23 protein-coding genes, 2 pseudogenes and 1 riboswitch are annotated in these 22,355 nt (G+C 41.5%); of the genes and pseudogenes, 3 read left to right on the forward strand and 22 right to left on the reverse strand.

Features of this window, described 5'->3' with window-relative positions; translation table 11 throughout:
* Window positions 1-739: 739 nt before the first annotated feature.
* The 9 genes and pseudogenes from PU629_RS18480 to PU629_RS18520 all read right to left on the reverse strand — a co-directional run bounded on the left by PU629_RS18480 (window position 740) and on the right by PU629_RS18520 (window position 6,303).
* Entirely contained in the window at window positions 740-916 is a 177-nt protein-coding gene (locus PU629_RS18480; RefSeq protein WP_275281503.1) for a hypothetical protein, read from the reverse strand.
* 274 nt (window positions 917-1,190) lie between these two features.
* Window positions 1,191-1,802, reverse strand: coding sequence for an NAD(P)H:quinone oxidoreductase type IV (gene wrbA, locus PU629_RS18485; protein ID WP_275281504.1), 612 nt, complete (start codon window positions 1,800-1,802; stop codon window positions 1,191-1,193).
* Window positions 1,803-1,958: 156 nt separating this feature from the next.
* Window positions 1,959-2,315: a hypothetical protein gene (locus PU629_RS18490; protein ID WP_275281505.1), complete on the reverse strand. Its 357-nt coding sequence runs from the start codon at window positions 2,313-2,315 to the stop codon at window positions 1,959-1,961.
* A 53-nt stretch (window positions 2,316-2,368) separates the two neighbouring features.
* A complete protein-coding gene (locus PU629_RS18495) occupies window positions 2,369-2,527 on the reverse strand; it encodes a hypothetical protein (RefSeq protein ID WP_275281506.1) in 159 nt (52 codons plus the stop codon).
* Between the two features lie 399 nt (window positions 2,528-2,926).
* Window positions 2,927-3,616: pseudogene (gene argS, locus PU629_RS18500) on the reverse strand (arginine--tRNA ligase domain-containing protein); the annotation flags it as partial.
* A gap of 95 nt (window positions 3,617-3,711) precedes the next feature.
* The gene (locus PU629_RS18505; protein ID WP_275281507.1) at window positions 3,712-4,044 is read right to left on the reverse strand and encodes a hypothetical protein; all 333 of its coding nucleotides are present in this window, start codon (window positions 4,042-4,044) and stop codon (window positions 3,712-3,714) included.
* A 153-nt stretch (window positions 4,045-4,197) separates the two neighbouring features.
* Window positions 4,198-4,773: a ferric reductase-like transmembrane domain-containing protein gene (locus tag PU629_RS18510; protein ID WP_275281508.1), complete on the reverse strand. Its 576-nt coding sequence runs from the start codon at window positions 4,771-4,773 to the stop codon at window positions 4,198-4,200.
* Between the two features lie 180 nt (window positions 4,774-4,953).
* Window positions 4,954-5,844: an FAD:protein FMN transferase gene (locus PU629_RS18515; protein ID WP_275281509.1), complete on the reverse strand. Its 891-nt coding sequence runs from the start codon at window positions 5,842-5,844 to the stop codon at window positions 4,954-4,956.
* A 228-nt stretch (window positions 5,845-6,072) separates the two neighbouring features.
* Window positions 6,073-6,303, reverse strand: a complete 231-nt coding sequence (locus PU629_RS18520) for a hypothetical protein (RefSeq protein WP_275281510.1) — start codon at window positions 6,301-6,303, stop codon at window positions 6,073-6,075.
* Between the two features lie 25 nt (window positions 6,304-6,328).
* Between PU629_RS18520 and PU629_RS18525 the strand changes: the two genes are divergently transcribed.
* Window positions 6,329-8,146, forward strand: coding sequence for an ABC transporter ATP-binding protein (locus PU629_RS18525; protein WP_275281511.1), 1,818 nt, complete (start codon window positions 6,329-6,331; stop codon window positions 8,144-8,146).
* Between the two features lie 75 nt (window positions 8,147-8,221).
* On the opposite strand, the gene PU629_RS18530 is transcribed toward PU629_RS18525, so the two are convergent.
* From PU629_RS18530 to PU629_RS18570, 9 genes are all read right to left on the reverse strand, one after another.
* Window positions 8,222-8,968, reverse strand: a complete 747-nt coding sequence (locus PU629_RS18530; protein ID WP_275284497.1) for an amino acid ABC transporter ATP-binding protein — start codon at window positions 8,966-8,968, stop codon at window positions 8,222-8,224.
* Window positions 8,969-8,979: 11 nt separating this feature from the next.
* Entirely contained in the window at window positions 8,980-9,660 is a 681-nt protein-coding gene (locus PU629_RS18535) for an amino acid ABC transporter permease (protein ID WP_275281512.1), read from the reverse strand.
* Between the two features lie 12 nt (window positions 9,661-9,672).
* Window positions 9,673-10,464 (reverse strand): amino acid ABC transporter substrate-binding protein, encoded by a 792-nt coding sequence (locus PU629_RS18540; protein WP_275281513.1) that lies wholly within the window; start codon window positions 10,462-10,464, stop codon window positions 9,673-9,675.
* A gap of 114 nt (window positions 10,465-10,578) precedes the next feature.
* Window positions 10,579-10,917 carry a hypothetical protein gene (locus PU629_RS18545; RefSeq protein WP_275281514.1) on the reverse strand — a complete coding sequence of 113 codons (339 nt, stop codon included), beginning with the start codon at window positions 10,915-10,917 and terminating at the stop codon, window positions 10,579-10,581.
* A gap of 275 nt (window positions 10,918-11,192) precedes the next feature.
* Window positions 11,193-11,660: a 6,7-dimethyl-8-ribityllumazine synthase gene (gene ribH / locus PU629_RS18550; RefSeq protein ID WP_275281515.1), complete on the reverse strand. Its 468-nt coding sequence runs from the start codon at window positions 11,658-11,660 to the stop codon at window positions 11,193-11,195.
* Window positions 11,661-11,697: 37 nt separating this feature from the next.
* On the reverse strand, window positions 11,698-12,891 hold the full coding sequence (locus PU629_RS18555; protein WP_275281516.1) for a bifunctional 3,4-dihydroxy-2-butanone-4-phosphate synthase/GTP cyclohydrolase II: 1,194 nt from the start codon (window positions 12,889-12,891) through the stop codon (window positions 11,698-11,700).
* A 21-nt stretch (window positions 12,892-12,912) separates the two neighbouring features.
* Entirely contained in the window at window positions 12,913-13,569 is a 657-nt protein-coding gene (gene ribE / locus PU629_RS18560; RefSeq protein WP_275281517.1) for a riboflavin synthase, read from the reverse strand.
* The gene (ribD, locus tag PU629_RS18565) at window positions 13,569-14,645 is read right to left on the reverse strand and encodes a bifunctional diaminohydroxyphosphoribosylaminopyrimidine deaminase/5-amino-6-(5-phosphoribosylamino)uracil reductase RibD (RefSeq protein ID WP_275281518.1); all 1,077 of its coding nucleotides are present in this window, start codon (window positions 14,643-14,645) and stop codon (window positions 13,569-13,571) included. The genes ribE and ribD overlap by 1 nt, the downstream gene beginning before the upstream one ends.
* A gap of 145 nt (window positions 14,646-14,790) precedes the next feature.
* Window positions 14,791-14,922, reverse strand: a riboswitch (FMN riboswitch).
* Between the two features lie 134 nt (window positions 14,923-15,056).
* Window positions 15,057-15,299, reverse strand: a complete 243-nt coding sequence (locus PU629_RS18570; RefSeq protein ID WP_275281519.1) for a hypothetical protein — start codon at window positions 15,297-15,299, stop codon at window positions 15,057-15,059.
* A 57-nt stretch (window positions 15,300-15,356) separates the two neighbouring features.
* Here PU629_RS18570 and PU629_RS18575 point away from each other — a divergent pair, with 57 nt between their 5' ends.
* Window positions 15,357-16,370: a DUF3231 family protein gene (locus PU629_RS18575; protein ID WP_275281520.1), complete on the forward strand. Its 1,014-nt coding sequence runs from the start codon at window positions 15,357-15,359 to the stop codon at window positions 16,368-16,370.
* 946 nt (window positions 16,371-17,316) lie between these two features.
* On the forward strand, window positions 17,317-18,792 hold the full coding sequence (locus tag PU629_RS18580; protein WP_275281521.1) for a SulP family inorganic anion transporter: 1,476 nt from the start codon (window positions 17,317-17,319) through the stop codon (window positions 18,790-18,792).
* A 325-nt stretch (window positions 18,793-19,117) separates the two neighbouring features.
* Here PU629_RS18580 and PU629_RS18585 read toward each other — a convergent pair whose 3' ends face one another.
* The 4 genes and pseudogenes from PU629_RS18585 to PU629_RS18600 form a co-directional block, all read right to left on the reverse strand.
* Window positions 19,118-19,960, reverse strand: coding sequence for an STAS domain-containing protein (locus PU629_RS18585; RefSeq protein ID WP_275281522.1), 843 nt, complete (start codon window positions 19,958-19,960; stop codon window positions 19,118-19,120).
* Between the two features lie 196 nt (window positions 19,961-20,156).
* Window positions 20,157-20,575, reverse strand: a pseudogene (gene arsC / locus PU629_RS18590) (arsenate reductase (thioredoxin)).
* A gap of 25 nt (window positions 20,576-20,600) precedes the next feature.
* Entirely contained in the window at window positions 20,601-21,896 is a 1,296-nt protein-coding gene (locus PU629_RS18595) for an arsenic transporter (protein WP_275281523.1), read from the reverse strand.
* A 14-nt stretch (window positions 21,897-21,910) separates the two neighbouring features.
* Window positions 21,911-22,258 (reverse strand): ArsR/SmtB family transcription factor, encoded by a 348-nt coding sequence (locus PU629_RS18600; RefSeq protein ID WP_275281524.1) that lies wholly within the window; start codon window positions 22,256-22,258, stop codon window positions 21,911-21,913.
* Between the last annotated feature and the right edge of the window lie 97 nt (window positions 22,259-22,355).

A 22,355-nucleotide genomic window follows, 5' to 3' on the forward strand; every position in this document is an offset into this window, starting at 1 on the left:
TTATCCGACTCTAAACTGAGCTGAAAATGCCGAAATAAGGGAATGTCGTTACACCTATTTCGATTGAGCGTAACGAGAATACGCTATCCGACTCTAGATTGGACCGAATTGCCCAAATAAAGGAATGACGTTACGCCTATTTTGATTAGGCGTAACGAGAATACGCTATCCGACTCTAAATTGGACCGAATTGCCCTAATAAGATAATGTCGTTACGCCTATTTCGATTGAGCGTAACGAGAATACGCTATCCGACTCTAGATTGGACCGAATTGCCCTAATAAAGGAATGACGTTACGCCTATTTTGATTAGGCGTAACGAGAATTCGCTATCCGACTCTAAACTGGACCGAATTGCCCTAATAAGATAATGTCGTTACGCCTATTTCGATTGAGCGTAACGAGAATACGCTATCCGACTCTAGATTGGACCGAATTGCCCAAATAAAGGAATGACGTTACGCCTATTTTGATTAGGCGTAACGAGAATACGCTATCCGACTCTAAATTGGACCGAATTGCCCAAATAAGGGAATGGCGTTACACCTATTTCGATTGAGCGTAACGAGAATACGCTATCCGACTCTAAACTGAGCTGAAATGCCGAAATAAAGGAATGACGTTACGCCTATTTCGATTGAGCGTAACGAGAATACGTTATCCGACTCTAAATTGGACCGAATTGCCCTAATAAGATAATGGCGTTACGCCTATTCCGATTGAGCGTAACGAGAATACGCTATCCGACTCTAAATTGGGCTGAAATGTCGAAATAAGGGAATGGCGTTACGCCTATTTCGATTGAGCGTAACGAGAATACGCTATCCGCCGCGAATTCGGCCGGAATGCCGAAATAACGGAATGCCGTTACGCCTATTTCTTTTGAGCGTAACGAGAATTCGCTATTCGCCTCCAAATGGCCATTCGGAAAATAGGCGTAACGAGAATACGCTATGACTCAAAATATCCTCCTCTATTCCAAGAATATCACCGATCGCCCCTAGCTTCGTGCACCCATAAGTCGCATACTATATCAAAGCGGTACCCGCTAATTGTTTAGTGGATACCGCTTTTATTCTACTGAGTTTTGTACCAGCCTTTTTATTTTTGTAATGTATTGCGATATATTACGCCTTTTTTGCAAACTCTCCTTCAAGAGAACCACACAGGTGGTCGCTCCTTTTTGAAAGTTATTGGTTCGCTTTTTTAACCCATTCGGCAACGGTGACGGTTCTTTTGGCTTGGTGCTTAACAGCCGCTTGAACATCCCCAACCATGTTCCCATTTTGGTCAACCGTAACACTGGTTCCATATGGATTTCCTCCAGCGCCAAAAAGAACGGGATCCGTGTAACCTGGAGGTACAATAATGGTTCCCCAATGCATCATCGTTGTATAAAGAGAGAGCAGCGTGGCTTCTTGTCCTCCGTGAGGATTTTGGGCAGAGGTCATCGCACTCACAACCTTATTTACAGTCTTTCCGGTCGCCCACAGTCCGCCTTGAATATCAAGGAATTGCTTCATTTGAGAAGGCATGTTCCCAAATCGAGTTGGAACACTAAATATAATCGCGTCGGCCCATTCAATATCCTCAGATGTGGCAACAGGGATGTGCTTGGTGGCTTCCACATGTGCTTTCCAGCCTTCATTCCCTTGAATGACAGATTCCGGAGCTAATTCCTGTACCCTTAATACCTTTACCTCAGCACCTAGTTCTTTTGCACCTTCCTCTGCCCATTTGGAGAGTTGATAGTTCGTCCCTCCCATACTGTAATAAATAATCGCTAATTTTACATTTGTCACGTGTTTTGTCTCCTTTTATTTAAACTTCAATTTTTACCCTCTTTATTATTTCTTCTTTCTATCTGGAATAAACGCCAAGTTCCCATTACAAAATAAAAGGCTCCCCCAGTATTCTGAGAAAGCCTTTACTTCTAGCCCGTATTTCTAAGTATTTCATTAGGACGCACCTGATTGACGGTCACTGCCAAAGCCTCCTGTGCCTTGTCCTCCCCCTCCTTGGGAATCATTAAAGCTCCAGCCTGAACCACCGTCTCCGCCATATGAACCTGAATCCCCGTCCCCGTAAGAGCCTTGTCCGCCATCGCCATAGGCGGCTGAACCATTATCACTGTTGAATGGATCGGTATTACTGTTCGTCCCGTTTTGAACACTGCCTCCGTTTACTTCATTATTAAATAAATTTGTTTGCGTCTTATTTGTTGCTTGTGCAGGACTAAATTGACTTAATACAAAAGCTGAAAAGGCGACTCCAACCGTACCGACAATCCATTTTGCTTTTTTATTTTGGTTCATCCTCTTACACCTCTAGCATCTCGTTTTTTACCCTTAATTATAGGAACTTATAATTAAAATTCACTTAACTTAACCACCTTGGTCCCGCACCGCACATTCTGTTTTGCCGCTGCCTCTTTTGCTAAAAAAAGTGATTTTTTTATTGAATGAAGCGCTTGAGATGTTGAAATGCTAATTTTGAAGATTAAATGACCCTTCTTTTTGTCAATCATCGAGTTCCTCCTTGCCTGCTTGAACAATTTTTTCAATAGAAAATGTAGTGTCTGTCTCCTAAAAACAATTCCATTATGGCTCTTCCTTCTTAAAATCCGCTTAAAGCCTGTCTCATTCAAAAAAATTTGAATGAGAGCGTATCCTTTTTGCCGCTGCCACATATATTAATTCCAAATAATTTTTTTGCCCTGGGTAAACATTTTTCAATAATCCAAATCAAGGAGTGAGAAAGGCATGAAGTCATTTAAATCTCAATCAAAACCGGCTAAGTCTTTTCCGGTCAGTCACAAACATGTGAAACGATTTGTCGCAACAGTTGGTATTCTTAGCGGGTTTCTTTAAAGTTAAAAGGTGCCCCTTAAGAGGAACACCTTTTAGCTCAAGTTATTCTAGTCCTATTACATCTGCTCAGGTGCCTTCATCCCCAACAGACGAAGACCTTCTTTTAGCACGATTTTGACAGAATCGATCAATGACAATCGTTCCTGTTTTAAACCATCTTCTTCAAGGATGCGGACAGAAGCGTAATATTTATTAAAGGCTTTAGAAAGATCCAGTACGTACTTTGCTATTAAGGATGGGTCATAGGCTTCAAAAGCATGAACAACGGTTTCTGGAAAAGTCATTAATTGAGTCACTATTGACCAAGAATACTCATCCCCATTAAAAACCGTCTCCGCGTCATTTGCGTAATTTCCTTTATTAAGGAGTGAGGCGGCACGGGCATGGGTGTATTGAACATAAGGACCGGTATCACCTTCAAATGTCAGCATCTCTTCCATCGAAAACTCGACATCATGATGTCGGTCATGTTTGAGGTCGTGAAAAATAATGGCGCCTATTCCTACGGCGCGCGCCACTTCTTCTTTCTCTGCAAGGGTCGGATTTTTCTCGTGGATATTAGCCATTGCCATTTGAATCGCCTGCTCAAGAACTTCTTCAAGTAGAACAAGCTTTCCTTTTCGTGTTGACATCTTTTTGCCACCCTTTAAAATCATGCCGAATGGGATATGGCAAAGGTTCTTGGACCATGAGTAACCCAGTTTCTCTAAAACTAACTTTATTTGCTTAAATTGAAGAGTTTGCTCATTCTTATTAAAATTCTGTCTTCCCTATATGCATAAGGAATCAATAATGATTCACTAATATATGACTCTTTAGGAATTCTCCTATTAATATTATTTCAATCCTCCTCTCCGTCATCTTCTCCATCAATAGCTCGGCATGCTTGTTCTTTTATTTTCTCTGCCTCGTGAAGCTCGAACTGTTTCGTAAATTCCTCAATCACCAACTCAATGGCCTTTAGTTCGCCTTGAATGACCATTCTAATTTCTTGAAATTCGGGGGCTTCTAGCTGTTGTCTTAATGTCATACGTTTGACATTTAATTTCTCTAAGAAATCAAGGGCACGGCCGCGACGAAACGTTTGGGCCCCATGATGGTGATGCCTTCCCCTTCCTCTTGTTTTCCCGCCCTCACGCATGTAATCTTCCTGCTGCCTGTCAATGTCCTTCATCAAAAGCACCTCTTCGAATACATTTGTATACAACTGTATTTTCCTATAATGTATACAATTGAATGCCTGTTTGTCAATTGCCTCTTATAAAGAAAAAAATCGGGCTCTTCCTTGAAGTAAGAGCCCGAGTTTTTCTATTAAGATCTCGTCATTCTAGCTGGCCGTGCTTCGATCTGAGACGGTTTTTCTATGAACGGTTCCCCTATTCATTGACTTTACTAAGAACAGAATAATGATGATGATTCCAGAGATCCAATAGACAGACGTTCCCCACACCGTCTTAGTGTCAGAACCCATCACAACCCCGTGAATCAGCATTAATAGCCAGGCCGGAAACACCATCAAGTGAATCCTTTTCCATACCTTTTTATTCATTTTGCTTCTCATCACATCAGAAGTAAATAAGACAATAACAATGATAAAGAATGCGAGTGTTCCTAAGCCTGAGGCAATCCGATCATATTGTGCAACAAACGGAATGAAAATTTCCTTTATTGTATATGGCTGATACGAATCTACTATTAAGATAAGGATATGTCCCAGTGTAGCAAAAAGCCCCGCCCAGCTCGAGGACATGTGAATGGCACTAAATAATCCCCATTTTTTCTTAAAGGAAGACATCCGGCTGAGCATACCAAAGACAAGCGACATTGAAAAGAAGAAGTAGGCTAACCATCCGAATAGCCGAATGAGATGCCAGGTATCAAATAGCTGTAAAAAGTTTTGCATATACATCCACCTTTATCCCTATAAATTAAGCGGCTCCCGATTGACGGTCACTGAATATATCCATTTGAGCTTTGCGTATTGTTAAAACGAAAACTGAAAAGGCAATGCCAACCGTCCCCACGCCCCCACCTTGTTTTTTAATCTGTATCAACTATTGACACTTCAATTTCCCATTTTCGATTAGCTGATTCTTTGCTTTTGAACCAATTCTCCATCTGCTTTCACCAACAAATAATGAACATTAGGCATTTTGGTGCTAAACCACTCTTCACGTTCCTGCCCATTTAGCAAGAAGCACATCTTCGCTGCAACTTCTGCTTCAACACAAGTTTCGGCGATGGCGGTTGCCTGAACAATTTCTGACTCTAACACTTTACCTGTTCGCCCGTCCAACAAGTGATGCTTCGTTTCGCTCCCTTGTTTCCAACTTCTATAAACGCGATTAGACGTCGCGATACTCGCATTCTTAAAGGTAAAGATGCCAAGCTCCTTACGCTTATCCCAAGCATCGGTAACACCAATCTTCCATTGCTTCTCACCGCTTGACCAAACCGTCATGTCGCCCCCTCCATCAACAATCCCGTAATCCGCACCGTGCTCCTTCAGCCACATAGCCGCTCCCTGCACGGCATAGCCTTTGCCAATTCCTCCAAGATCAATTTGGAGGTCGGTGTTTTTGACCACTGTCAATTCCTCTTTAAAGATAAAGGGCTGCTCTTCTAAGCGGTAGGGTTCAAGGAGCCCCTCTTCGGATGATGTAAAAGGAAAACTTCTATTATAGCCTTGTTGTTCCAGCGCTTTCTTTAAATAAGGTGAAAACCGGTCCTGAGTTATAGCCCGATACTGATCGGCCATTTTTAGACAACCATACAGTGCCGGTGGAAGAACCAGTTCGGTTCCTTTTGGGGCTTGATTGATCCGATCCAGCTCATTATCCTTTTGAAATCTGGACCATTCCGCATTAACATAATGCAGCCATTCACCAACGTAATCTTTCCAATTGTCATCCACTTGGTCGGATACATCTATATAAAACTGAGTATTCATAAGTTCAGCCGTATAAGGGTCCATTCGTCATACTCCCTTTTTAAATACTTATCCTCCAGGAATTCCCTGAAGATCTAGTCGAGTGTTCAACACACTCATAATCAAATAGTAGAACATAATTATTAAACAACGCTTAATTTCTAAAAGTAAAATAAAACTAACTTTTAAGAAAATCCCCTAGGATTGCGAAGATAAGAGGGTTCCACGCTTGCCTAAAATGGCTTTAAGAAGCTCCCTCACCTGCTTTGGATATTAGGAATCGGCCATCTTCCACCCTTGACACATTTCTTTTTTATACATTAAGAAAATCGACGCAAGTATAAGTGCGACTAGGCTGCCGTCTTCACCTAAAGGCTTGGCGGGCCCTAGTTTTTCTAATGTAAACGCAATCATTTGTTGGTTGACACCTTTCTGTCTTCGGAATACAATTAGATTTGAATACATTTGTATACCAACTCTTACATAGATAGTTAGGTCGGTCATTAATAAACTTCTGGGGGAATTAGTTATGAGAGGATTAGGTGGGGGAAAGGGCTGGGAATTGCGCGAACTGGCTAAGCAAGAGCACTTCGACTGGGCCATTATCCAGCGAGTAGGTAAATCCTTTAGAACCTATTGGAAAAAAGCTGTTTTTGTATCTATTCTTCTTTTAATTACGTCAGCCGGGGGAGCTCTTCCCGCTTGGTTAACCCAGCAAATTATTGACGAAGGCATTCTGAAAGGCCATGTTTCGACCGTGATCTGGTTGACTTCTTCACTCATACTGATTGCTTTAATAACAGGGCTACTCGGAGTTGCCCAGTCCTGGTTAAGCAATTCTGTCGCACAAGATGTGATGGCGGATTATCGTCTATCTTTATTTAGTCACATCCAACGTCAAACGGTGAACTTTTTTGCCTCCCGTCAAACTGGTGATCTCGTCTCACGGATTATGAATGATGTAACGGCTATCCAAAATGTCATTACCTCCACCTTAATGGGATTAGCCAGCAATATTCTAATCATACTGACGACACTGGGTCTTATGTTTGAAATGAATTGGAAGATGACCATTCTCTCTCTCGTTGTTGTTCCAGGGTTTGTCCTCCCCACCCAACGAGTCGGCGGTGTACGCCAAAGACTGCAGGGTGAAATCCAAAACAAATTATCTGCACTTACTATCCAGCTTAGTGAGCAATTTGGCGTAAGCGGAGCCTTATTAACTCGTATCTTTAATCGAGAACCTCAAGAAACAAGCAAATTTAATAAAGTTAACATGGAGCTTAGAGATCTGCAAGTCAGACAAACGCTTGTCGGACGCTGGCTATTTATGTGGATCGGCATGTTTTCCTCTATTGGACCCGCATTACTGTGGGGATATGGGGGATGGCTTGTCATTCACCATCAAATGGGGCTTGGGACCATCGTCGCTTTTACTGGATTATTAGGTCGATTATATGGACCAATGCGGGATCTGGCTCAGATGCAAGTCAGTTTACTTTCTTCAATTGCCCTATTTCGGAGAATTTTTGCCATACTCGATATTGAACCTGAAGTCACAGACGGTCCTCTCACGCTTCCAGATGGTTCTGTAAAAGGGAGAATTCGTATTGACAAGGTTTCGTTTGCCTATCAAACGGATGAGACCCAACAGTCCAATAAAGTTCTTCACGATATTGAACTCGATATTCAACCAGGACAGATGATTGCTCTAGTGGGTCCAAGCGGTGCGGGTAAGTCTACACTGCTTAACCTCATTCCTCGTTTCGCCGATCCAGTTTCAGGTCATATTTATATTGATAATTATGAGAGTAAATCATTAACTCTCGCTTCCTTGCGCGGGCAAATGGGATTAGTGCCTCAGGATCCTTTCTTTTTCCATGACAGCATCTACAACAATCTTCTTTTTGCAAAACCTGATTCAGAACGGGATGAGATTGTAAAAGCTTGTCAAGCGGCTCAAATTCATGACATGATTGCAAGCCTCCCAGACGGCTACGATACAATTGTTGGTGAAAGGGGCTACCGGCTATCCGGGGGAGAGCGCCAGAGATTGGCCATAGCCCGAGTCTTATTGCGGGCCCCTCAAATCGTCCTGCTTGATGAGGCAACCAGTGCCCTGGACACTCTTGTCGAACGGCAAATTCAAGAAGCATTAGAAGTCCTATTGAAAGGACGTACCGCCATTATTATTGCTCACCGTCTCTCCACCATTTTAACGGCCGATCGTATTGTCGTTCTTCAGGATGGTCGAATTGCGGCTTCAGGCAAGCATCAAGAATTACTGCAAAAAAACAAACTTTATCGAGAACTGTACGAAGCTCAATTTGCTCTTCAAGGTGTGTAAGGGACAGACCTCTTCAGAGCAGTTAGTCTTTCAGTAGGAGGTCTGTCCCCAAAAAGTCCCCACCGTATTTTAGGCTTATTCAGATTTTAAACGTTTTAGAAACTGGAGCAATCGGGGATTTTCCGATTGTTCAAATACATAATCAGGTGTGCCCTTTTCAATAATTTGTCCCTCGGCCATAAAGATGACTTGATCGGCCACATGATGCGCAAAGCTCATTTCATGTGTCACCACGATCATCGTCATGCCAGCACTTGCCAAATCCTTCATGACTTCTAATACCTCACCCACAAGCTCTGGATCAAGAGCGGATGTAGGCTCATCAAATAAAATCACTTCCGGATCCATCGCCATGGCACGAGCAATTCCGACTCGTTGCTGCTGCCCGCCTGATAACTGATGAGGGTATTTATTAATATGCTCGCTCAGCCCCACTTTTTTCAATAGTGCGATAGCCTTGTCCTCTGCTTCTTTCTTTGGTCGCCTAAGAACAACCAGTTGACCTTCCGTTACATTTTCTAATGCTGTCTTATGAGGAAACAGATTGTAATTTTGAAAAACCATTCCCGTTTGCTTCCTAAATGAAGTCATTTCCCGTGGGGTAAGTCCATTATGCTCATCAAAGGACACGTTATGATCACCGATCGATATTTCCCCGCCATTCGGTATTTCCAACAAATTAACGCATCTTAATAACGTTGTTTTTCCGGATCCCGACGGTCCAATAATCACCGTTGTTTGTCCTTTTTCAACACGCAAATCAATGCCGCGCAAAACGTGATGATCGCCAAAAGACTTTTGAAGCTGCGATAGTGTAATCAGAATTTGTCACCTCAATTCTTTGCCGTAAATTTACTGAGCCGTTCTTCTAATGTCGACTGGTAATAATTCAAAATGGTACAAAGGATTAAGTAAATAAACGCGACTTCAATATAGAGCCAAAGCGGTTCATAAGTCACTGCCGCAATTTGCTGCCCCTTTTGAAAAAGCTCTGTAACGGTAATAGTGGCTGCAAGTGAGGTATCTTTAACAAGACTTACAAAGGAATTACCCAGGGGAGGGACAGAGACTCTTGAGGCCTGCGGTATGATGATCCGCCTCATCGCTTGCCATTTGGTCATTCCAATCGAAAAAGCCGCTTCCCATTGGCCTTTATTGATGGATTGAATAGCCGCTCGTATGATCTCAGAATTATAAGCCCCCATATTTAATGTAAAGCCAATTATGGCGGACGTAAAAGGATTAAGGGTGATCCCGACACTTGGTAAACCGTAAAATAAAATAAACAGTTGGACAAGAAGCGGTGTCCCTCGGATGATCCACACATAAAAAGAGGCAAGGCCCTTTAATAGTTTTATTTCAGAAATACGAGCCATTGCGGTAAAGAAGCCTAATATAAGACCAAGTAAAAAAGTAATAAGGGTAAGCGGGACCGTAAATTCCAATCCCGCTTTTAATATAGGCCAAAATGACGTGATTAAAATGTGAATAACATGTGCTGTATGTTCAGACATAGCCCGGCATCCTTATTTTGAGACGTCTTGACCGAAATACTTTTTGGAGATCTTCAAGTAGGTTCCATCTTTTTTCATATCAGCAAGGGCCTTATTGACTTTCTGAACAAGCGCTGTTGAACCCTTCCGAAATAGAAACGCACTTTTGGCTGCATTTGACTGTTCCGCCACCATCTTAATCGGTGCATTTGGATTCTGTTTTTTCATATCTAGATAAGAGAGACTATCGTTGACCGTTGCATCCACACGCCCCGATGTTATCAGATCAACAGCCTGATTAAATCCATCCACTTGAGTATTGACTGCTCCATAGCTCTTAGCAATGTTATAGTAATTACTTGTTAAGGATTGGGCGACCTTTTTTCCTTTTAAGTCTTTAAAGGTTTTAATCGTGTTATTATCTTGTTTGACAATAAGCGCTGCCTTTGACGCAATATAAGGACGGGAAAACAAATATTTTTTTTGTCTATCTGGCGTAATTCCTACTTCATTGGCGACCATATCGTAACGCTTATCATCTAAGCCCGCCAACATCCCATCCCATTTGGTTTCAATAAATTTCGCTTTTACTCCGAGACGTTTCGCCACTTCTTGAGCGATTTCGACGTCAAAACCGGTTAACTTATCACTTGAGTCATGATAGGTAAAAGGCGGATAAGTTCCCTCTGTCCCGATCGTTATAACTCCTTTTGATTGAATCGATTGATAAAGGTTCGTTGTATTTGCCTTATTTTTGCCAGACCCGCATGCTGTGAGAGAGAAAAAAACCATTAATGTCACAAGAAAGATCAGACTTTTCTTCATGTTCTAGTTACCCTCCTGCTTCTAAAACTCTTCTCATTTAATATGCACAATAACCATTATTATAATGAGCAGAAGAGAGGAATAGAGAGGAAATATAATCAACCAAAAGGCGGCTTACCTTCGTCTTGTAAAAAGTCTTCTGATCAACCAAACAATAACGAGAAGAAGGATAATATCAACCAAAATGCCTGTGAACGAAAAGCCGTACATAGTCCCGCCATAATAGCCGCCAAACGGATGGAACATATGCCCAATGAGCATACCTGCCCCAAAAGCCGCTGCATGAGAGGTAAAGCTTCTTCCAAAAGAAGAAGTGCCACGATTTGTATAGGAACGACTAGGCGTCGAATAATGTCGTGAAAAACTATGGCTATAGCTCCGGGCTTCAGAAGAATGCGGCACCATCCCTAAACCAATCATTAAAGCCAAAACTAAACTAACCCATCTTTTCATAATGTCCTCCTTAAACAAGCTAATGCTTGTCATCAACACATTTAAATTCCCCGACCTCTGGGATACCTCATACTTGGTAAAATTATTTTTCTGTTATATACAACAATACGAATTTAGAGCGAAAAGGTTACGCCAGCTGGACGCGGCCTCTGTTTTCGTGCGCAAGCCCCACTTGCGCTCGGGTATAAATAAAAGAGCGACCTAATCAGTCCATCGCTTGGACGTTTAAGTCGCTCTTCCTTAAACTATTCACATTTTTTCAAGCAGCCCTAAAGCTATTGGACTATTTTCGTTAAATTCGCCATTTCAATGGCTGCTACTGCACTGTCCCAGCCCTTATTGCCGGCTTTTGTCCCGGAACGTTCAATGGCTTGTTCGATGGACTCGGTGGTAACGATCCCAAAAATAACAGGGACGCCTGTTTCCATCCCCGCTTGGGCGACCCCTTTAGCGGCTTCATTACATACATAATCATAATGTGTTGTCGACCCGCGAATGACCGTTCCAAGCGTGATGACCGCATCGTATTTTTTAGAGGCCGCCAATTTTTTTGCTATAAATGGAATTTCAAACGCACCGGGAACCCATGAAATATCAATAGATGCTTCATCAACTCCATGCCGCTTAAGTGCGTCAAGAGCACCTGATAATAATTTGCTTGTTATAAATTCATTAAACCTTCCTACAACAATAGCCATTTTCAAACCAGATCCTACTAAATTTCCTTCAAACGTTTGACCCATTCCAATCGCCCCATTCTTATTCCTTCTTTTTTAAACCTTACAAATGCAGCAGGTGACCCATTTTTTCTGCTTTCGTCTTCATATAACGTTCATTATCTTTGTTCAATGGCAATTCAAGCGGAACTCGCTCGATAATGTCGATCCCATAGCTCTTTAAGGCCGCTACCTTTGTGGGGTTATTGGTTAGGAGGCGGCACTCCCTCACTCCTAAATCCTTTAACATCTGTGCGGCCGTATGAAATTCTCGCATATCTGCTGGAAAGCCTAGCTGTTCATTGGCTTCAACCGTGTCATAGCCCTGTTCTTGAAGCTTATAGGCACGAAGCTTATTTAATAAGCCAATTCCTCGACCCTCTTGTCTTAAGTAGAGTAGAACGCCTTGCCCCGCTTCTTCTATTTGCTCCAAAGCGGCATGCAATTGAGGACCACAATCACATCGACGAGAGCCAAACACATCTCCGGTTAAACACTCAGAATGAACGCGGACCAGGACTGGCTCATCCGGCTTTATAGTTCCCTTCACCAAAGCAACATGCTCTTTGGCATCGTAAGTGGAGGAATAGCCGATTGCCCTAAAATCACCAAAATCCGTCGGAAGCTGAATTTCAACCTCTCGCTCAATTAAAGCTTCATGAAGACGACGGTAGTGGATCAAATCTTTAATCGTAATCATTTTCAAATTATATCGCTCCGCAAGTGTCTGAAGTTCTGGCACTCTTGCCATCGTCCCATCCTCATTAATCACTTCACAAATCACACCAGACGGAGACGCCCCGCAAAGCCTTGCTAAATCAACCGCAGCTTCCGTGTGGCCCGGCCGCTCCAAAACCCCGCCTTTTTTCGCGATTAAAGGAAAGACATGTCCTGGCCTATTCAACTCATCACCCCTAGTATCAGGATGAATAAGAGCTTGAATCGTTTGGGCTCTTTCGGCAGCGCTTATACCGGTCGTTGTACTTTGGTGATCGACACTTACCGTAAAGGCGGTCCGATGCGCATCTGTATTGGCCATAACCATTGGCGTTAAGCCTAGTTGAACGGCTCGTTCCTCACTAATTGGCGTACACACTAATCCTTTTCCATTTGTAATCATGAAATTAATGACGTCAGGCGTAACCTTTTCTGATAAGGCTATAAAATCACCTTCGTTCTCGCGATTCTCATCATCACAAACGATAATCATTTTTCCTTCTTTAAGATCTCGAAGGGCTTCTTCTATTGTGTGAAACATAGTGTCACTCCTTCAGGTTCATCACATATATCCATGATCAGTTAAGAAAGCAGGAGTTATGGATGACGTATTTGTTGGTTGCTGAGCTTTTCCCATTTCCGAAAACTTATATAGATATTTAGCCAGCATATCTGTCTCGACATTCACGAATTGTCCAGGTTCTTTCTCACCTATAATACTTTCTTGCAACGTATGAGGAATCAGAGAGATCGTAAAAGTAGCGTCTGTTAAGCCAAATAAAGTCAAGCTTGTCCCATCAACGGTTACCGACCCTTTTAGTACCATGTAAGAAAGAAGAGAGGGTTCCACTTCTATTTCATAATAAATAGCATTGTTTGAAGCGACTTTCTTTTTTATTTGACCAACACCGTCCACGTGTCCTGCTACAAAATGCCCGCCAAACCGCCCATTAGCCCCCATTGCTCTCTCAAGATTCACCTTGGATCCTCGAGATAAAGTGCGAATAGTTGTGGCCTTTACGGTTTCAGGCATAACGTCAACGGTAAACTCGTTTGAGCGGAAAGACGTTACAGTTAAGCAAACCCCATTGACTGCCATACTGTCACCAAGCTTCACATCCTGTAACACTTTTTTTGCCCCAATTGTCAGGGTATAGACTTGACTGCCCGTCTGAATGCTCTCAATCTGTCCAATCTCTTCGATAATTCCGGTAAACATTAGAGGTTCTCCTTTTTTGGTATCGCCACTATCTTGATATCAGGCCCGATTCGTTCAAATGACTTAAACTCTAATTCCATGACATCAGCCATTTTTAGAAACCCCGCCCCTCCTATTGGCGATGGTGATTCGCTGCCACCACCAATGACCTTTGGTGCAAGATACAAAATTAATTGATCGACAAGTCCTTCTCTTATAAAACTCCCATTCACCTCTCCACCGCCTTCTACAAGTAATGAAGTGATGTGTTCCTCACCTAATAATTGGAGAAGGGGTGCTAAAGCAGGCCGTTCTTCACCTGTTTCAATAATTCGGACCCCTGTGGATCTAAAAAGCTCGACTCGTTTTTCATCTGGCCTTCCTGTAATGATCCATGTTTCAGCCAATTGGTCGGTCACAACCTTACTATCAATTGGCGTACGTAGATGAGTATCCAAAATGATTCTAAGAGGATGTTTCCCTCCTTCGGGAAGTCGGGTGGTTAAACTGGGATTGTCTTTTAAAATGGTTCCTATTCCAACTAAAATAGCGTCATGGTTGTGGCGGAGCCGATGAACATCCATCCGAGCCTCTTCACTCGTAATCCATTTACTTTCACCTGTTGAAGTCGCGATCTTACCGTCCATACTCGTTGCGGCCTTTACAGTGACATATGGTTGTTTTGTTTTAATAAAATGAAAGAACTCTTCATTTAAGGCCTCAGCCCCTTCGCGTAAAAGCCCAACTTCCACCTTTATTCCCGCATTCTCAAGACGCTTGATCCCTTGGCCTGCGACAAGAGGATTGGGGTCAGTTGAGGCGATGACGACTCGTGCCACCCCCTTTTCAATCAGCAAATTAGAACAAGGGGGTGTTTTACCAAAATGGCTGCATGGCTCAAGTGTGACATATACAGTTGCGCCTTTTGCTTTTTCTTCAGCCATTCTTAGGGCATTTACCTCGGCGTGAGGTCCTCCCGCTTTTAAGTGAGCTCCCATGCCAATGATCTCACCGTCTTTGACTACAACCGCTCCCACCGTTGGATTTGGACTCGTCTGGCCCTTCAGCTTACGTGCCAACTCAATAGCAAAAGCCATATACTCTGCATCCCGCAACTCGATCACCCTCTGTCTAACTCGTATTTAAAAATCGAATATAAAAGAAAATCCCCCAAGATAGTCATCTTGAGGGAGAAATCAACCTTAAAAGAGCATGCGACATCCTTTGTCCATACTTTTTTAAACGATCCTTCTCCCATCCAGACTATAACTGTCGGCTCTGGAATCACACCAGATCCTGCCACAAGTGGCTCGCGGGCTAAAGCTTTCGCTCATTACCGCCGATTGGGATTTTCACCCGACCCCGAAGGACTACTTATAAAATTGTCAAGCTTATAGAACTTTTATTTAAAATAACCTTTTTATTTCATGAAGTCAAACTAATTGGCTTTTAAAATGATCAATAAAATGAATAAAAAACTACAAAAAACGGATTAAATAGGCGTTTGCTTAGTGGAAATGACAAAACTCCGGTGGAAATAAAAGGCTCGCTTGTACACCATTTTCCATGGGCACACGGCCATTTTCGTGCGCAAGAGGTGGTTGCACACCATTTTCTTCACGCGCACCGACTTTTTCGTGCGCAAGAGGAGCTTCTATCCCGCCAAATTTATTTTGGGCCCATCTATAGCACCCTAAATCCGAATAATTCCATTTTATTCCATAGTTTATATTTTTTTGTTGAATAAACAAGTATTGAAAAGCTCATAATTTGTCTTAAAAGAATGAATAAGAAGTGGAGGAAAAATTTTGGCGGCTAAAAACCCATTAAGTGCATCTGAGATCGGAACACTTTGGCTTACTTATCAAGAAAAAACCTTGATCATGCGGATATTAGAATACTTCCAACAAAAAGCACTTGAAAAAGGGCAAGATGCAGATCGACAAGCCATCAATATTATGGGAGGGTTATGGCAAGAACTTAATCATTATGTTGAAATTATTATAGAGATTCTTGTGAATGATGGAGTTGCCATACCTGTTGGCCTTACGAGTGAAGATGTGAATTTAAACGCCCCTGAATTATATCAAAACGGATTTGATCTTATGTTTACAAGAGTTTTAAAAGAGGTCAGTCTAGGAATGTATACAATTAATATGAATATGGCCTATCGTGAAGATGTCATGTCTGTGTATGAGGGTCTGACAACCGTCAGTCAAAAAATTTATAAATTGTGTACACACTATTTACTTAAGAAAGGTATTCTTACTTTGCCGCCAAAAGTGACTCCCCCTATAACAACTGAGTTTATAAACAATCTTTCTTATTTAAAGGGACTTAACCTCTTTGGTGAGCTTCGCCCATTAAATAACATTGAACTGGGCTATCTTCATCACGGGATTGAGGCAAATAATATCGGCTTGCAGCTTATCACGGGGTTTGCGCAGGTTGCCGAAGATAAAGAGGTCAGACAGTACTTCATTAAAGGAAAGAATCTTGCTCTAAAACAAATTAAGCTGTTTGAAGATCTGCTTTTAGAAAGTGATGTCCAATTCTCTGTGACATCTGGTGCGACTGTCACCAACTCAACTGTTGCACCATTTTCTCAAAAGCTGATGATGGTATGCATCTTCTTTTTAAATGGCTTTTCTCTTGTCGGTCAAAGTTTCGGCTCTTTCTTTAGCTTGAGAAATGATATCTCCATGAAAAATGCCTTAATCGCAAAAGAAATTTACGATTATAATGAAGAAGGTATTAAACTCTTAATCAAAAATAGATGGTTAGAGGAGCCCCCTCAAATGGAGAATCGCTCGAATAAATAACATGACCATTCGAGAGGAATAGGAAAGCCCACTTAGTATAGGAATTTAACAAATTACGTAGGACCTGCCATTGTACTTTTTAGAGCCCCTGTTCTACCTAATATGAGAGGAAAAAACTATGAACTGGATGAGCCTTTTAAAACAAACAAAAAAAAGACGATATAATTTCCTTGGAGTTTTATTTTTCCTATTGCTAACGCTCCTGCTCCTGTCACTGAACAAATCCTTAAGAAAAGGCGTCGATTATTACCGGGATAAATTCTCGTTAGAATTCTTTAATTCGTTGAACTCCTATGCTGTTAAATCCAATTCAATTATAAACAGTCTATTTAAAGCTAAGTGAAATAAGACGCACGATGCCATTTTCTGGATGATCAGCCCCAAAAAAAAAGACAACACTTTTGCGCTAAGGGTTGTCTTTTGGAAATCTCGACCGATCGCGCGCTTTTAATGAAGAAAGCCCTCGTTATTCTTATACTATCCTCCTTCGTTGCTTCAACAACATTTCTTCTGATCACTTTATATTAAAGCAGGGCAAATTGTATCTTTAACTACTCACTATGACTAATGATCCCAAGACCATTTCTTGAAACTCATTTAATCCTCTGCTGCCTGCCATCACAAGGCATACACACCCTCATTAGCAGACATGACTATTTTGGCCCTGTCTCCTTTTCCTCTGTAAATTCCTTCTCAGCAGAAACTAATTTTTGATGATGCTTTTCCTCAAGAGCTCTCGTGTGAAAAACTCAAAGTATCATTTCATCATGTAGAATATAGCATTCAGGAGATAATCAACGCATGATCTACTTTTAAGCGTTTTCTTAAAGTTACGTTTTTCCTCTAATCCATGTTATAATTCTTCACGTTGATAACGGCCCCGACTTCTATGAGAGTTAGAAGTCAAATATATACAAAAAATTTCAAAATAGAAGTGAGGTTATGTATGAACTTTCTTATGACAATTAAACAAGACTGGTTTGGCAATTTGCGCGGGGATATCCTCTCAGGGTTAGTAGTTGCTCTTGCCTTAATTCCTGAAGCAATTGCTTTTTCAATCATTGCGGGTGTTGACCCTATGGTTGGGTTGTATGCTTCTTTTTGTATTGCCGTGACGATCTCTATTACTGGTGGACGTAAAGCGATGATCTCTGCTGCAACAGGGTCGACTGCCTTAGTCATGGCACCTTTAGTCGCCAAGCATGGTGTCCAATATTTGCTGGCAATGGCGATCTTAACAGGTGTCCTGCAAATCATCATGGGCTATTTAAAAATTGGTCATCTCATGAAATTTATTCCGCGACCGGTCATGACCGGTTTTGTCAATGCCTTAGCGATTCTCATTTTCATGGCACAGCTCCCTCAATTTGTAGGAGAAGGCTGGCAAATGTATGTCATGGTTGCAGGGGCACTAGCTATAATCTATATCCTGCCGAAGTTTTTTAAAGCCATTCCTGCACCCCTGGTTGCCATTTTAATTATTACGATTATCGCTATTGTCACTCACAGTCCTGTCCGAACAATCGGCGACTTAGGGGCATTGAAGCAATCCTTACCTAACTTTATGTTTCCACATGTTCCGTTAAACTTGGAAACTTTGAAAATCATTTTCCCATATGCTTTAACAACGGCGGTTGTGGGACTGATCGAGTCATTTCTAACCGCCCAAATTGTGGACGACATGACCGATTCCACCAGCAATAAAAACCGAGAAGCTAAAGGACAGGGTATTGCCAATATTGTGTCCGGATTTTTCGGAGGTATGGCCGGCTGTGCCATGATTGGCCAAACAGTGGTGAATGTGAAATCTGGCGGGCGCGGCCGTTTATCAACATTCGTTGCAGGTGTTTTCTTACTGATTCTCATTGTTGTCCTTCATAGCTTTTTAATTCGTGTGCCGATGGCTGCTCTAGTCGGCGTCATGTTTATGGTATCAATTGGAACATTTAACTGGGGTTCTCTTAAGACTTTACCTGTTATGCCGATTACCGATACGATTGTAATGATTGCAACAGTTATCGTGGTCGTTTTAACCAATAATTTATCCATTGGAGTAATAGCTGGCGTTATCTTAAGTGCTATTTTCTTTGCTTCAAAAATATCAAGCGTTCATGTTAAAGCCTCTTTTAATGAATCGACAGGCGTGAAGCATTACGAGATAAAAGGGCAATTATTCTTTGCATCCGTCACGGACCTCTTATCGCACTTTGATTACAAAGAACAAGTGGCACTCGTTGAATTAGATCTTACACATGTTCATGTATGGGATCATTCAGCAGTCGACGCGATCGATCGAATCGTCCTTAAATACAAACAAAATCATACAGAAGTTAAAATAATCGGATTAAACCAAGAAAGCTCAGAGTTAGTTGACAAAATCGGCATCCATAAAAAACCGAATGCACAGGCTTCATCACACTAACTCTAAATAAACTTAGGAACAGGAAAGAGGCTGGGACAAAACTAAACTAACTAACCTAAATTCCGAACACTAAATGTTTATAAGGACAGAAACAAATAGGAGGCGTAGTCAAAATACGGAGACTTCTGAGGGAATAGCACGGCCGCGGAAAGCGACGTATTTTGACTAGCGTTTCATAAATGACTTAACTTATAAATGAAAAACCGAACCCATCACGTTAAAAGGTGTGAATAAGTTCGGTTTTTTTCTATTCATCAACTCCTTCTGTTCCGGCCCCTTTAAAACTGGATCTCTACTTGTAACTCAGGTGCCATTGAGGAAGGTATTAAATTTTACTGTTATTCTCAAATAGGATATCATTTAAGGCCAATTCCAATGTCCCTTTAAATTCTGCTAGTTCTCTTAGATTAATACCTATATTAACAAAGTTCTTAACAATATCCGAACGAAGGCCGGTTATAATCGTTTGGCAACCCATCATCGAATTGGCCTCAATGATCTTTTTAAAATCATAAACCGCCACTTCTTCCATTGGGGTAATTCCCGATAAATCAATAATTAAAGTTCGGATATGATGCTTTCCAATTTCCTCAAGAACCTTTTCTTGAATGGTTCTAACACGGCTAGTATCGATCGATCCTATTAATGGGAGTATACGAATTTCCTTATTTATAGGAATAATAGGGACGGATAAATTTTCAACAAGCTCTCGCTGTTTTTCAATCAGCTCATCTTTATATGTAGAATAACTAATAAAAAAATGGGTCAGAAATTGGTCTATATAATCATTTATATTTTTTTCTAAAGTAAAAAAGGCATTCGAATCCTCTTTCTCTTTATTTAACAACTGGTAATTATTGAGAAATTTCCACAAAGTCCTTCTTATAGCGTGAATCCATTCCAGCTTGAATGCTAATGTTAAAGAATATTTGGCCCATGCCACGCCTTCTTGTTTGGCAAAAGCGACTAACTCCTCTTCCTTCTTTTCTACAACAAACATGACCAATTTATGAGCATTCTTTAGCAAATCAATATTTCCTATGAACAAAATCTCATTAATCTTATCCTTGACATTGATTGCCTCATCAAGCAATTCTTGTTCAAAAGGACTTTGATTATCAATAATAAATTGCTTAACAGTCGAATTCTCACGATAGCTTAGCTCCAATATCCTCACTCTCTCCATTTCACATAATATCTTCATTCCCGAAAAAGAAAAAGGTTATCTCAAGCACTTTCCCCTTACATATTATTTCAAAATTTTCCAAAGAAGAAAAGCACTTATAATCCCCCTCAGCACATCGAAACACGGGGACGGTTCTCTTGGTTCAATTGGAGAACCGCCCCCTCTTGTTCCCTCATTTTTATTCTCCTGTTTCTGCAGATCGCTTAATTCGTTCCCCTATCTCATCTCTTACTCATTGAAAAGCGACCATTTTTCTTCATCGGTCCCTGTCGCCTTGGCTGGGGCCTCGAAACCCCAATGGTCCCGTTTTACATACGGTGGTGTCATTGGGCACTTGTCGGCAGCGTCTCCGCATAATGTCACCGCCCATGCTGCACTATTTAAACTATCGGGGTCAATCACTTCTGATTTCTGTTTGGAAATATCAATTCCTTTTTTCATCATAGCTTTAACCGCATTCGAATTAAGACCATGCGCCACAATCCCCGCACTTTGGACGTTCCATTCCTTTCCAAGAAGCTTCTTTGCCCAGCCCTCTGCCATTTGGCCGCGACAGGAATTACCCGTACATAGAAAACGAATGGTTTTTTGAGTCATCATGCGTTCTCCTCTTGGTTGAAATTTACACAACTAACAATCGTATATAAAGACCGAGCAAGGTAATAAACAAAATAGGAATGGTAAGAACAATTCCGGTTTTAAAATAGGTGCTCCAAGAAATCTTAAGTCCCTTTTTGGAAAGAACATGCAGCCACAAAAGAGTCGCAAGGGAGCCGATTGGCGTTAGTTTTGGACCTAAATCTGAACCAATCACGTTGGCAAAAATTAACCCCTCTCTAAGGGCACCTTGCGTCGTTGTACTGTGAATCGCCAAAGCATCGATCATGACGGTTGGCAAGTTATTCATGATAGAAGATAAAACCGCTGCCAAGAAACCCGTCACCATGATTCCAAGAAACATCCCTTGTTCCGCTCCCGCTTGAATCAAATGCCCTAGAAGAGACGTTAACCCAGCATTTCGGAGACCATAGACCACGACATACATCCCAATGGAAAAGAACACAATCGCCCATGGTGCCCCCTTTAAAACCTTCTTAGTATGAACGGCAGAACTGGACCTGGCCATCAGTAAGAAAAAGAAAGCAACAATAAGAGCGATAATCGAAACAGGAACATGAATAAGCTGACTAATAAAATAGCCCGCTAACAGGACAGCTAGGACCAGCCATGAGAGACGAAACATTTTTAAATCCTTGATAGCCTGAACCGGCTCTTTTAAATCATCCAAATCATAGTTCTTTGGTATGTTCCTTTTGAAGTAAAAATAAAGCACCAGAATACTTCCTAATATTGAGAATAAATCCGGCAAAATCATCTTTGAAACGTATTGAATAAAGCCAATACCGAAATAATCGGCCGAAACAATGTTGACCAAATTACTCACCACAAGCGGAAGTGATGTCGTATCGGCAATAAAACCGCTCGCGATAATAAACGGAAAGATCATTTTTTCATTAAATTTAAGACTCCGCACCATCGCCAATACAATCGGCGTTAAAATGAGGGCTGCTCCATCATTCGCAAAAAAAGCGGATACGACAGCACCAAGGATAGTCACGTAAACAAACATTCTCACCCCATGGCCTTTCGCTGCCTTTGCCATATGGAGTGCGGCCCATTCAAAGAAACCAATTTCATCTAATATCAAGGAGATTATAATGATTGCAACAAAGGCAAATGTCGCATCCCAAACAATTTTGGTCACCTCAATGACATCATGTATATGTACAACACCAACTAATAAAGCCAGAACAGCTCCACCACAAGCTGACCAGCCAATTGATAAATTCTTTGGCTGCCAAATGACAAAAACCAAAGTAAGAACAAAAATTACGATTGCTAAAATCAAGGTTGTCACTTCATTTCCTCCCACTAACAACAGCTCATGCGGCTACCTTTAACCTCTAACTCATTTAACTTTTCTTTCTGATTTGGAACGTGTTCCAAAAGCGAGTGAATCAAAGCATAAGCTTCCTGATTCTTATTTAGAGAATAAAACACCCATTGCCCCTTCTTCTTCTCTGTTACAATGCCGGCCTCTCTCAATTTTCTTAAATGCTGGCTTATTGCGGGCTGAGTCATATTAAAAAGGTCCACAAATTCACAGACACAACACTCATTTGTTTGACTTAAAAGAGCAACGATCGTAAGCCTTGTTTTATCCCCCAATAATTTTAGAATGGACACGGCTTTCTCCATCTTAATTTCCTTTTTGTCCATAAAAACCTCCTCCTGAAAACCATATAAGCATATGCTTATATTATAGTATTAAGAGAGGAATCACCAGCTGTTTTAAAAACAACAAAAGCCCTGATTT

Source organism: Pullulanibacillus sp. KACC 23026 (genome assembly GCF_029094525.1).
Taxonomy (GTDB): Bacteria; Bacillota; Bacilli; order Bacillales; family Sporolactobacillaceae; genus KACC-23026.

Coding starts and splice junctions, on each gene's coding strand:
- PU629_RS18490 (WP_275281505.1), bottom strand. CDS start 2,315: ATGAACCAAAATAAAAAAGCAAAATGGATTGTCGGTACGGTTGGAGTC.
- PU629_RS18495 (WP_275281506.1), bottom strand. CDS start 2,527: ATGATTGACAAAAAGAAGGGTCATTTAATCTTCAAAATTAGCATTTCA.
- PU629_RS18505 (WP_275281507.1), bottom strand. CDS start 4,044: ATGAAGGACATTGACAGGCAGCAGGAAGATTACATGCGTGAGGGCGGG.
- PU629_RS18510 (WP_275281508.1), bottom strand. CDS start 4,773: ATGCAAAACTTTTTACAGCTATTTGATACCTGGCATCTCATTCGGCTA.
- PU629_RS18515 (WP_275281509.1), bottom strand. CDS start 5,844: ATGGACCCTTATACGGCTGAACTTATGAATACTCAGTTTTATATAGAT.
- PU629_RS18520 (WP_275281510.1), bottom strand. CDS start 6,303: ATGACCGACCTAACTATCTATGTAAGAGTTGGTATACAAATGTATTCA.
- PU629_RS18525 (WP_275281511.1), top strand. CDS start 6,329: ATGAGAGGATTAGGTGGGGGAAAGGGCTGGGAATTGCGCGAACTGGCT.
- PU629_RS18535 (WP_275281512.1), bottom strand. CDS start 9,660: ATGTCTGAACATACAGCACATGTTATTCACATTTTAATCACGTCATTT.
- PU629_RS18540 (WP_275281513.1), bottom strand. CDS start 10,464: ATGAAGAAAAGTCTGATCTTTCTTGTGACATTAATGGTTTTTTTCTCT.
- PU629_RS18545 (WP_275281514.1), bottom strand. CDS start 10,917: ATGAAAAGATGGGTTAGTTTAGTTTTGGCTTTAATGATTGGTTTAGGG.
- ribH (WP_275281515.1), bottom strand. CDS start 11,660: ATGGGTCAAACGTTTGAAGGAAATTTAGTAGGATCTGGTTTGAAAATG.
- PU629_RS18555 (WP_275281516.1), bottom strand. CDS start 12,891: ATGTTTCACACAATAGAAGAAGCCCTTCGAGATCTTAAAGAAGGAAAA.
- ribE (WP_275281517.1), bottom strand. CDS start 13,569: ATGTTTACCGGAATTATCGAAGAGATTGGACAGATTGAGAGCATTCAG.
- ribD (WP_275281518.1), bottom strand. CDS start 14,645: ATGGCTTTTGCTATTGAGTTGGCACGTAAGCTGAAGGGCCAGACGAGT.
- PU629_RS18580 (WP_275281521.1), top strand. CDS start 17,317: ATGAACTTTCTTATGACAATTAAACAAGACTGGTTTGGCAATTTGCGC.
- PU629_RS18600 (WP_275281524.1), bottom strand. CDS start 22,258: ATGGACAAAAAGGAAATTAAGATGGAGAAAGCCGTGTCCATTCTAAAA.